This window comes from Intrasporangium sp. Soil_C_50, assembly GCF_057656595.1.
Window position 1 is genome coordinate 84,261 of record NZ_JBDGKB010000015.1, and the last position, 10,604, is coordinate 94,864.

Below are 10,604 nucleotides of genomic sequence, written 5' to 3' on the forward strand. Positions count from 1 at the left end.
CTCCCGCATGCCCCCTTGGAGCGGCGCGGGCTCGGATCAGCAGCAGACGCTGGCCCTCGGGGCGGCTTCGGCGGCGCTTTCGTTGCCGCAGCATCCCGACCCCTGCCCTGCCAGTGAGCCGCTGAAGGTGGGGCTGTCCGCCAGGACGGTGTAGACCTCCCAGCGTTCGCCGTTCGGGGTGCCTTCGACCCAGAACTTGTCCTGCTTCGCGTAGCAGCACGTCGTGCCGCGCTCGTCGATCGTGGCAAGGCCGTGCTCGGCCAGTCGGGTCTGCTCGGCGTCGACGGCCTCGACGTCGGTGACCTCGACGCCCAGGTGGTTCAGGCTTCCGCCCTGGCCGGGGTTCTCGATGAGGACGAGCTTCAGCGGCGGCTCAATGATGGCGAAGTTGGCGTAGCCGGGTCGGACCTTGGCCGGCTCGGCGCCGAACAGGGCCGAGTAGAAGGTGATCGAGGCCTTCAGGTCCTCGACGTTGAGGGCGAGCTGGATGCGGCTCATGAGTGTGACTCCTTCAGAGATCGATGAGTGTCGATGTGTTGCTGGGTCGAGGTTGTACCCACTCATCGACATCTGTCAATATCGACGTGTGTCGAACTCTTCGATGTTGACCCTGACGCCGGTCGAGGCCGTGGCCTGCTGCTCCCCGCTCAACCGTGAGCCGATGAGCCAGGAGGCCGCCGAGCGGATTGCCCCACTGCTCAAGGCGCTGGCCGACCCGGTGCGCCTGCGCCTGCTGTCGCTGGTCGCCTCGCACGAGGGCGGTGAGGCGTGCGTCTGCGACCTCAACGACGCGTTCGAGCTGTCGCAGCCGACGATCAGCCACCACCTCAAGGTGCTGCAAGAGGCCGGCCTGCTCGAACGGGAGAAGCGCGGCGTCTGGGTCTACTACCGCTCCAGCCCGACAGCGCTGTCCTCGCTGGCCACGTTGATCTCCGGCAGCATCGACACGGCCTCGTGAGGGTGCGCCAGAAGGTCGCGGCGGAGTTCGTCGGCAGCGCGTTCCTCGTCGCGGCCGTCATCGGATCTGGCGTCGCGGCCACCCGGCTGTCCCCGCACGACACAGCGTCCCCGCCTTCGTCCTCGCCCAAATCATCGGCGGCGCAGCCGGACTCGGCGTCATCGCCGTCCTGCACCCCCGCCGCAGGGACGCCGCAGCGGCCGCCACCTGAAGGGCCAACCCGTCATGACCGACCCAACCACCGACCGGCCCACCGTGCTGTTCGTCTGCGTGCACAACGCCGGCCGCTCCCAGATAGCCGCCGGCTACCTGCAGCGACCTCGCCGGCGACCGCATCCAGGTCCTGTCCGCAGGCTCCCAGCCGGCCGCGCACGTCAACCCCGTCGCCGTGCAAGCCATGGCCGATGAGGGCATCGACATCGCCATCGAAACACCCAAGCTGCTCACCGACTCAGCCGTCCGCGAAGCCGACGTCGTCGTGACCATGGGATGTGGAGATGCCTGCCCCTTCTACCCGGGCAAGCGGTACGAGGATTGGGTCCTTGAGGACCCGGCCGGTCAAGACCTCGAGCATGTGCGCCCCATCCGCGACGAGATCCGCGCCCGCGTCGAGACGCTCATCCGCCAGCTCACCCCCGTTGGCGAGTGACCCCCAGCCGACGTGCGGCGGTGAGCCGGCTCAGGCGTTGAGAACCGCGTCCACAGTGAGCTGGCGACGGTGGTGCTGGTAGTGCTGGGTCGCGTAGTGCAGGACGTCCTGGATGGTCATGTAGTCCTTGAAGTACGGGTCCCAACCGACCGGGAAGTACATCCCGCGGGCCAACTGCTGCTCGCTGGAGCGTTCGAGCGTCCCAGCAAGGCTGGCGGTGACGCGGTCCATCAGGTTCTCCATGCCGCGGCGCCGCAGCACGGCTGCTCCACCCAGCGAGCCCACGTAGTTGACGAGGTGGAACGGACGGGTTGCGGCATTCAGCCCGGCGGCGAACTGACGCGACACCGTCGCCGGGAGGCGGGCGAAGAGCCTGACCAGCCAGAGCAGGTTCCGCACGAGCAGGTAGCCGAACAGCATGTGGAACAGCAGCTGCTCGTTGGTCCACTTGGTGCCGTCGCTCGGGCGGCGCAGCTCACGGCGCGAGGCCGAGTCGAGCAGGGTGTGGAAGTCGTCGCGTGCGATCAGCAGCTCTTGGGCTATCGACTCGGGCGTCATCTCTGCTCCAGTGGGCGGCGGCTTCGGCGCGCGGGTTCACACGGACCGACCCTTCGCCTGGAACCGGACAACGCAATCATGTGACTCGGCGCGCAAACCCTTCATAGTCGATCACGACCCCGTTCTCATCGACGGTGAGCCGGAACGTGCCGTGGTCAGGGTCGCCGTACTCCCACTGTGCCCTGCCGTCGGAACCGGTCGCGAGCCGTCGATAAGTCTGGTTGACACGACGCACCCGCAGCGACGGAACCTCGACCCAAGCCACCGAGAAGGTCCGTGATTCGCCGACCTCAAGAGAGGCCAACCGCCGGATCGGGAAGGTGTTGGTGAGCGGCGTGGCTGCGACGTCAACGTCGACGCAACCATCGAGTGCCTGATCGTGCCGGCCGTCGACCTCCCAACGCCCGCCCGAAACGGCGAGACCAAGGCGCCTTTCGCCCCTCCGGGCAACGACCGTGACCTCGACCTCACGCGTGCGCCAGTCCGGGTCGAGCCAGACGCGAAAGCAGCACGCCAGGGTGTCGTCACCGACGAGTACTTCGGTGCCATGGACCGTCCAGCCGGTCCGATGCCCTTCGACCCGCGCGAAGCTGTGACCGCGGTTCTCGTCGACACGTTCCCACGCATAGGTCCGCGCTGCCATGCGACGACGGTACCGAGACTGACAAAGCCATGAACCTTCTCCGGAAACATGGTCTGCCAGGTTCTGCCCGTCGACGTCCCAGAGGCCGGTGATTCGTTCAACTGGTCCGGGTCCGGCGGCCTTTGACATGGGGTGCGCGGCGACATCGCCGGACTGGCCTCAAGCATCCGCACATGCCGCTGAGGCAGTAGACCTCGCCCGGCTCGCGCCAGCGGCATCCTTCACGGCGATTCTGCTCGTGCCGTCGTGAGGCTTCGGGCACTCTTCCGTCTATGGGGACAAACAGGGCGCTGGTGGGTGCAGGGATCGGCGTGTGGAGCGCCTTATGCGCCGTCGGAGGTCTTGCAGCGGCCTCGACGATTCCAGGGCTGCACAGCATCGTGCGGGGGCCTGCTGGTCCGGCTGGCCCGACGGGTCCGCAAGGCATCGCCGGACCGGCTGGCTCGGCGGGGCCAGCAGGACCAGCAGGACAGCCCGGCAAGGATACTTCCCTCGCGGCCTACGAAATCCCTCAGCTCCTCGAAGGAGTCACAGTCGTGAGCACCGACGGCTCGTGCCCCCTAGGGTCGGCTCCGGCCGGGCAGGTGGTGACATCGGTCGACCTGTTCGCGGATGCGCTGTCGTCGACGATCTCACCGCCGTCGAGGCTGTCGGTGACCAAGGTCCGGCTCTGTCGCTACTGACTCACTCGTCGTCGACCTCCCGTCCGCGTCGACCCGCCGTCCGCGCTCGGAACCTGTCAGTCCGTCTTGGCAGTCGGGTCGTCCAGCTCCGCCGTGGGTGCGTTCTTGCGGACCGATTCGATGCCCGCCAGGCAGGCCCGATGGGTCTCGTAGTGCTCACTGGTCGCGATGACCTGGCCGTTGGTCGCGACGAGGTTGAAGTGGTAGCCCTTGCCCGGTTGGTGGATGACGCGGAACTTCGCAGCCATGTCCCCTCTTTCTCGATGGATTCGCGCTGTGCGGCGCTCGTACCCACGTCGAGCGGTAACCACTCGCACCCATCCCCGCAGCTGGGTCCCTGTCAGCGGCTCCCGCCGCGCACTGAGCCTCCTCGACGACCGCACATGCCGCGGATCAAACACACTCGCGGACGGCAGGCAGCCGCGCTTCCGCGTGCCTGCGCATGGGGGATGCCGCTCACCTGGCAGTCAGATCCCATCCAGCGGCAGTCGGCCTTGTCGGGGAGCAGCAAGGTGGTCAATGACTTTGACTATCGTGCGCTCCAGACGCAAGCTGCCGGATGGTCGTTGGAACTGTGTCTCGCGAATGATGCATCGGAGCCTGTCGTACCGACCAAACGTCTCCGTTCCCACATCCATTTTCATGATGAAGTCCAAGTCATGCAGGGATACCCAGAAGGGCGTCGAGCCGTTGGAGACCCGCCACTTGTGGTTGTCCTTCAGGCCGACGGTGATGAGGTCCAGGACCATCTCGCGTGCTGTCGACTCCAAGACGGTGTCTTCGACTTCCGGCAACTCAAAGCCATCGAGATCGCGTGAACGCATGGTGACGCCCGGAAAACGCGCTTTCCGGCCGGGCTCAATCGAGATTCTGTCGACAGTTTCGCCATCGAGTGGGTCGAGGAAGGAGCGCAGTGTGCGCGTGAAATCCATGTTTTCGACAAGGACCGCGGCATCGGTAGTCGTTTCGAGCTGCGTCCCATCTGGCCAAGACACCACCAACCGTCCGGCGGTGGGGCTCTGAGCACCGGACTCGCGTCCTCGGCGCGCCCGAATGTTCATCCATCTGAGGACGTGTGCGACAACCGTTCCGAGGGCCGTCGCGTTCGCCGCGGCAGACGCCTGGTCTGATGTCAGCATTTCCTGCACCGCATCGGCTGTCTGCAGAATCAACTCGACATCGAAGGACCCGGGGCGGGTGGCATCGACCAGCAGTGAAGGCGGCGGCGTTTGGCCACCACCGAGCTCCTCGTTCGCCAGAGTGAAGGCATCCGCCAAAGCCACCAGCGACGGGGCTAACGACTTGACGTCCATGCGGTGGCGACGGAGTGCCGGGCCGTCGTACTCGACCGTGAACTCTTCTCGGCTCAAGTGGCGGCCCCTCTCGCTCGACCAGCGTGCCAACCGCATGCTGACATGCCGAGAGTCTGTTGGTGGGCCTGGCGCGCCGCCAATGAGCACCTGCTATCGGCTTTCGTCACTTTGAACCCGGGCGGCCACGACCGGCCATTGCCTCGCCAGAACCACCCGGTCCTGGCACCCCCCCTTTAGGTCAAGACCCAGCGAGGGCTGGGTTCTACGCTGGTTGCTGGCGGGTCCGGGAAGTGGCTTGTCCGAGGGGCGGCTGCTCCTAGTGGATTCTTCTGCTGTGATTTTCACCTTCAAGGGCCAACGGTTTGAGTCACCCACCAAGCGCGACGAAAGGCACGCGACTGTTCGGCGAACTCCTCTGGTGACTGCGTGACGTGTCGCACCAGTTCCATCTGCGCTTCTATGCTGCGATCGATATCAGCATCCGACAGGTCACTCTTCTTGAACCGCCGGAATGGCTCAAACCGTTCGTAGAGCTCGTCTCGACATGCCGCCAAATCAGCAAGTAGTGCCTCGTAGGATCGCCACGGTCCGGACAGCCGGGTGAAGCAGGTCTCAATCTCGCCAAACTGATATGTGATGGGGTTCTGTGCGGCTCCGGTGGCCACTGAACACCCGAACGGCCCCTTGAAGGCCGCCCACGTCCGGATTCCATTCTTTCCTGCGACTCCAATGCCATCCCCCAAAGATGCCTCATCCAGCGAGAAGCAGAATGTCGACAGTCCATGACCCAGAGCTGGAGACTCCCAAGAAACCTCATCGGGATGGCACGAGGCCAGCATGTATTCGCAGTCCAGACCCAGCTCGGGCTCATTCACGACGCGATACAAGACGCGGGCAAGGAAAGCTCCTGAGTAACAGGCGTCGAGCAGAAGAACAATTCTGGTGGGTCGTTCTGAGCCTGTGGCGCGGTGCGTAGCTGCTGCCGCTTCGATGAAGTCGTCAGGGCCGAAGAACGTCGACTCCTGCAGCAGCAGAGTTCCATCATCGCGGCCATGTCCCGAGAAGGCGAAGACCAAACCGCCTCCGTCGAAGTCGTCCTCCGTCGATGCTATGCGGCCAAACCACTCCCCCGCCTGAGTAAATGCGTCGTAGAGGCTCGGGTAGTCCGGTTCTCGCTTTTCGATAAGTGTGCTATCGAGCAGAGGGGGGTAGACGGGGTCCTTGCTCCACCACTGCGTTAGATACTCCACGTCTGCAGACGTGTACTCAAGCTGGGCCAACGCCTTCGGGTAGGTCAGCTGGGGATGCGGAAGGTCATCGCGCCGAGGGTAATCGCTTCTGTAGCCACTTGCGGCTGCATTGATGAATGCCTGCCATCGCCGTTCTCCCGCCATGTAACGATCCTAGTTACGGGGCATGGGCGTCACTGCTCGACTCGCTGGAAGACCCGGAGTGAGGCTCTGGAAGCCGAGGAGAGCGACACGGATTGCGGAAGGGCACCACATGCGCGAGACGACGCCCGCGAAGTTTCCGGGCCGTACCCGGCGACGGGCGTACAGTCTCTCAGCTTCCTTGAGCGCCAGCACGGCAACCCTGAGAACCATGCCTAACTGATGGGTGTCACCGCTGACCTTGACCTTGCCTTGATTTCTGTCGCCCGTCTCGGCGTCACGAAGGTCGGGGCTCGGCTCCATCTTGCTAAGAGCGCCCATGGCCCAGCGACGCCCATGGATCATGCCGGAGGTGGCGCGCCAGGCCAAAAGGGCTGGGATCTTGGTTTCGCGGTCGAGCTCCCCGACGATGCTCTGGTAACTCCAACGGCCGAAGACTCCACTGGTATCGATCCCAAGCGCCGTCGCGGCGGCGATGATCTCGGCGCGGCGCTTCTCCTTTCGCTTCTGAATCTCGGCGAGATCACCGAGAGCGTCGTACGCATCGAGCTCGTCCCGCCAGAGCAGGCGGAGGTGCCGGCCGACGCGGTGAGTTCGGTCTTCGGGTGCGAGCAGCCACCACGCGAGGCACGCGCATTCGATAGCGCCTCGAACCATGGCGTACTCGGCGTATGTGTGGATCACTTGGGCGTCGCGGATCATGACTTTGACCCCGTGGAGGTTGTCTTCGGCCGCGTGCAACAGGCCCGTCACCTGCGACGACAGCGGGTCGTAGGTGACGCACCACTGATCATCGATCGACACCGCGCTGCCCTGCTGAACGGACCGTCGATCGGGATCGGGGTCGACATCGACGGTCAGCTGCCGGTCGAGCCAGGTCAGATCCTCATCCAGCCATTGGCGGCCGTATCGGGCGTTCGGACTATCCCCCTGCACCAAAGTCACCTTAAGGCAGCCAAGCGGGAGCCGACCCGGCTACACGTGTAACTGCGAGCACCGTGGGCGCGGCGTCCTTTCAGATCTCGTTCCAGTTCAGTTCGTGCTTCGGCTCCGTGAGGAACCACACCGAGGTGCCCGACGCGAGGTCTTTCAACCGCTTTCGTGCAGCGGAGCTAGAGCGCGAAACAAAAGCGGTCAAGAATCGGAGGGCCTCTGGGGCGATACGCTGCTGGCGGGCCCATTCGATGAGGTCAGCCTTGCGCTCCTCGGTGATTGCCCCATCGCTCGCCACGACCTCAACGGCCCAGAACGTGATTGGCGTCGCTCCGATGTCGACGATCAGGGCGTCGGGCAGCAGCGTCCTAACGTCGATCGTCACGCCGATCGTTTGGAGGAACGTCCGGTCAACGACGTAAACCTTGTCACCAGGCTCGGAGATAGTGACCACGATTGGATCTTTGAGCCGGGCCGGCGCCCAGTCCTCGATGACGCCCTTCAGGATCAGGGAAGCGTCACCGGGCTCGAGGGTTCGCTGGGTGCCGTCGGGGAGACGCACGTCGACTCCGTGCAGGAACTTCGCACGAAGGCTCAGAGCGGCGATCTTCGCCTTATCCCCAGGGTTGAGGTGCGAGTCGCGCCACGCGTCGATTGCGAAGGTGAGGGCGGAGTCAGTCAAGTTGGGGTCGAAGAGGTCGGCGAACGCGCCATGCAACGCCCAGCGCGGTTTTGGGCTGTTGGTCGGCAGGCCGGGCCGTTCCCGCACGGCACCGTCTCGACGCCAGTACGCGAACGTCTCGTCGCGCAGTGGTTCCCGAGTGGTGTCCCGGTACCAGTGCTTCGCCTCCTCCGGGGTCAGTCCCCAAGAGTCGTGCAACTCGGCCACCGCCTTGGCGGCATTGCCGGCGAGCGAGGCCGCACGCCATTCTGCGCGGCTGGCGATGTCAGATCGGGCGTAGGTGCCGTCATTCATCCAGAGCACACTTACAGGACGCGCCCACACGGAGTCGGGGGGGTCCTGCTCGGCTTCGTCGACCACTGCATCGATGTAGAGCAGCCCGGCGACAGCCGCGGCGGCGAGCGGATTGTTGACGGCGGTGTCGAAGGCCTCCCTCGGGAAGATACGTTCCAGGCGCGCCCGGATCTCACTCCGACTGATCAGGGGCCTCATGGGCCGGGCCGGTACGCGTCGGCGACGACCTTTTCCAACTCGACCCCTCTCAATCCATTCCAGGTGGACACAAGATCGCCCGCAGGGAACGGGATGGCCTCGATCTCGTAAGCGGACAAGGCGACCGACCCGGAGAGGGATCGGATGACTCGGTCCATCGTCTCGGTGTGCAGCACCGCGGCGAGGGTCTCGATGTCCAGCAACTGCTCCGCGCTGACCGCGTGCAGGACGTTGACATGATTCTCAACGGCGACCTGACCACCCCATGCCTTCAACTCGGCCGCCCCAAGGACCGCCGCGACGAACCGGCGTGACTGCTCTGGGGCGCTTGTGCGTTGCAGGAGCACCGCGGGCTCAGTACGCACCGTGAAACGATCTGCGTTGCCGTCGCGGAGACGCAGGTAACGCATGTTGTCGCGCGCCTTGTCCCGATGCAGAACGCCACCGTCGATGTCGGCAGCCCAGATGACACGCGCTGAATTCCTGGACGATGTAGAAGACAAGTCATCCGCTCGGCGGTTCCATACCAGTGGACCGGTCGAGCATCGGTAGCCGAGGTCAGAGAGGCGCAGCGGGTGAGCGGCGGCGGCCGCCGCCACGGGCGCGTCGTCCGCCCGACGGGGCAGCAGCCACGGGAGACGCGTCGTGGGCGCCTGAACACGGGCGACGGGTTCGAGCTGACCGTTGACGGCAACTAGCCGCGTGAACTTGGTCTTGCGGCGCCCGAACGTGACCAGGCACGTCTCTTGAAGGACGGATTCGAAGGTCTCGCGGTCCGCGATGAAGGCAGCGTTGCGGAGCCGGGCTTCCTTGGCTAGGAAGCCTCGGAGGTTCTCGAAATACTTGCCCGATGTGAAAGACGTCGGAACCAGGGCGGCCAAGACTCCGTCGTCTTCAAGGTCCTCGACGGCTGCCGCCATGAACAGGGCGTACAGGTTGGCGTGACCAAACAGGGCGTGGCTCCACCGTTCGCGCTCAGCGGGCGACAGTTTGACGCGACCGTACGGGGGGTTCTGCAATTCCACGCGGGCCTTGCGGTCGCCGGTTTCCAAGCCGTCGCCGCATGTGACGAGGGCTGGAAGTGGCTTGCGCTGCCTAGGAGAGACTGCGCGGACCAGCGGCAGGGCCTCTGCGGCGAGGATGACATTTGCGAGCCATGCCGCGTTCGGGTCGAGCTCGGTGCCAGCGATCGTCCCTGGCAGTCCAGCGAGAGCCAGCGCCGGTTCGGTCAGAACTGACGCCTGAACGTGCTCGCGCATAGGCGGGATCAGGAGTGCGCCCGCGCCACAAGCCCGATCACGTACCAAGAAGGTCAGACGACTGCCTTCGGGCGGCAAGCCCGCGTCTGCTCTAGCGAGGTTCCACAGGTGGACCGCGAGACTGTCTGGTGTGTAGTGCCGACCGTGGCGGGCCCGCACTCCGGCGGTAAGCGTCTGAACGTATGCCCGTCCAAGGGCTTCGGAGGACAGGGGCCCATCGCCGGTCTCAGGGGTCTCTGAGGAGGGCTCGACGAACGAGGGTGCTGGAGCGGCGACTGCGTAGAAGACGTCGAGCCATTGATCGCTCAGACCGGCTTCCCTGGCACGGCCCGCCCACCACGATGGGACGCTGCGCAGGAGTGCTCGTGTCGCGGCGCTTGGCTCGCCGGCCGGGTCGTCTGGTGCCAGCTCGCGACGGCTGCCACGGGGTCCGAGGTCGCGGATCGGTCGTATGGCGGCCAGTGTCACGGCGAACATCTTGTCCTACGGCAGGGACACTTGTGACAGAGGCTCGCCAGCGACGCAGCATCTTCCGCGATTTGTGCGGCGGCGGGTCCGCCGTCGGGCGAGTGTTGCTCTTCTCACGGAAGCTCGCTCGGGAACCGGGTCAACGGATCGGGAGGCTCTTCGGGCTCGCCTTGCCCACCCGTAAGGCGATTTTGTGGACGCCTGTGCTTGTTGGGGCGGTCGACATGTTCGAACTGGCGTTCGATAATGCGGTGGTGGGTCACGGTACGGGGCGAGAACACGACCACCCGATCCCACCTGTGCCGGCGGCGCGCCAGCACTGTTGGGTCAACCACACCCGCGAGAACGGCGGCCCCCACCCTGGCCTTGTGACGGCCTGGCGGCAGCGCGACGGCCAGTGGTGGGCCCGCGTCACATACCTCGTGGTCGAGGCCGACGCCGTCGTCGACCAGTGGTTCCGCGCCGACCAGCTCACGCCCGTCGACCGCCGCGGGCACCGCTAGGTGTACTGACCGGGCACGTTGGTTGAGGGAATGCGACTTCGCGCTGTGAGCTGCTGACAGGGGAGGGCCTCC

At 65.3% G+C, this 10,604-nt stretch carries 12 protein-coding genes and 1 pseudogene; 4 read left to right on the forward strand and 9 right to left on the reverse strand.

Translation table 11 applies throughout. The features are described from left to right. Positions 1 to 36: 36 nt before the first annotated feature. Positions 37 to 498, reverse strand: coding sequence for an ArsI/CadI family heavy metal resistance metalloenzyme (locus tag AC3A5R_RS20720; RefSeq protein WP_487622663.1), 462 nt, complete (start codon positions 496 to 498; stop codon positions 37 to 39). A gap of 103 nt (positions 499 to 601) precedes the next feature. On the opposite strand from AC3A5R_RS20720, the gene AC3A5R_RS20725 reads away from it, so the two are divergent. After that, a complete protein-coding gene (locus tag AC3A5R_RS20725) occupies positions 602 to 958 on the forward strand; it encodes a metalloregulator ArsR/SmtB family transcription factor (protein ID WP_487622675.1) in 357 nt (118 codons plus the stop codon). Positions 959 to 1,183: 225 nt separating this feature from the next. After that, positions 1,184 to 1,607 (forward strand): annotated as a pseudogene (locus AC3A5R_RS20730) (arsenate reductase ArsC). A gap of 30 nt (positions 1,608 to 1,637) precedes the next feature. Here AC3A5R_RS20730 and AC3A5R_RS20735 read toward each other — a convergent pair. Continuing rightward, positions 1,638 to 2,165 carry a DinB family protein gene (locus AC3A5R_RS20735; RefSeq protein WP_487622664.1) on the reverse strand — a complete coding sequence of 176 codons (528 nt, stop codon included), beginning with the start codon at positions 2,163 to 2,165 and terminating at the stop codon, positions 1,638 to 1,640. Between the two features lie 76 nt (positions 2,166 to 2,241). Beyond that, a complete protein-coding gene (locus tag AC3A5R_RS20740) occupies positions 2,242 to 2,808 on the reverse strand; it encodes a putative glycolipid-binding domain-containing protein (protein WP_487622665.1) in 567 nt (188 codons plus the stop codon). Positions 2,809 to 3,344: 536 nt separating this feature from the next. Between AC3A5R_RS20740 and AC3A5R_RS20745 the strand changes: the two genes are divergently transcribed. Then, positions 3,345 to 3,491, forward strand: a complete 147-nt coding sequence (locus AC3A5R_RS20745; protein ID WP_487622666.1) for a hypothetical protein — start codon at positions 3,345 to 3,347, stop codon at positions 3,489 to 3,491. Between the two features lie 56 nt (positions 3,492 to 3,547). On the opposite strand, the gene AC3A5R_RS20750 is transcribed toward AC3A5R_RS20745, so the two are convergent. The 6 genes from AC3A5R_RS20750 to AC3A5R_RS20775 all read right to left on the reverse strand — a co-directional run bounded on the left by AC3A5R_RS20750 (position 3,548) and on the right by AC3A5R_RS20775 (position 9,561). Continuing rightward, a complete protein-coding gene (locus AC3A5R_RS20750) occupies positions 3,548 to 3,739 on the reverse strand; it encodes a YegP family protein (protein ID WP_487622667.1) in 192 nt (63 codons plus the stop codon). Between the two features lie 219 nt (positions 3,740 to 3,958). Next, a complete protein-coding gene (locus AC3A5R_RS20755) occupies positions 3,959 to 4,861 on the reverse strand; it encodes an LAPAL motif-containing putative phage structural protein (RefSeq protein ID WP_487622668.1) in 903 nt (300 codons plus the stop codon). Between the two features lie 290 nt (positions 4,862 to 5,151). Beyond that, positions 5,152 to 6,198 (reverse strand): hypothetical protein, encoded by a 1,047-nt coding sequence (locus AC3A5R_RS20760; RefSeq protein ID WP_487622669.1) that lies wholly within the window; start codon positions 6,196 to 6,198, stop codon positions 5,152 to 5,154. 9 nt (positions 6,199 to 6,207) lie between these two features. Next, a complete protein-coding gene (locus tag AC3A5R_RS20765; RefSeq protein ID WP_487622670.1) occupies positions 6,208 to 7,140 on the reverse strand; it encodes a hypothetical protein in 933 nt (310 codons plus the stop codon). Positions 7,141 to 7,210: 70 nt separating this feature from the next. Beyond that, the gene (locus AC3A5R_RS20770; protein WP_487622671.1) at positions 7,211 to 8,302 is read right to left on the reverse strand and encodes a BsuBI/PstI family type II restriction endonuclease; all 1,092 of its coding nucleotides are present in this window, start codon (positions 8,300 to 8,302) and stop codon (positions 7,211 to 7,213) included. After that, positions 8,299 to 9,561 carry an Eco57I restriction-modification methylase domain-containing protein gene (locus AC3A5R_RS20775; RefSeq protein ID WP_487622672.1) on the reverse strand — a complete coding sequence of 421 codons (1,263 nt, stop codon included), beginning with the start codon at positions 9,559 to 9,561 and terminating at the stop codon, positions 8,299 to 8,301. The genes AC3A5R_RS20770 and AC3A5R_RS20775 overlap by 4 nt, the downstream gene beginning before the upstream one ends. A gap of 836 nt (positions 9,562 to 10,397) precedes the next feature. Between AC3A5R_RS20775 and AC3A5R_RS20780 the strand changes: the two genes are divergently transcribed. Next, on the forward strand, positions 10,398 to 10,532 hold the full coding sequence (locus tag AC3A5R_RS20780; protein ID WP_487622673.1) for a hypothetical protein: 135 nt from the start codon (positions 10,398 to 10,400) through the stop codon (positions 10,530 to 10,532). The last annotated feature ends 72 nt before the right edge of the window (positions 10,533 to 10,604 follow it).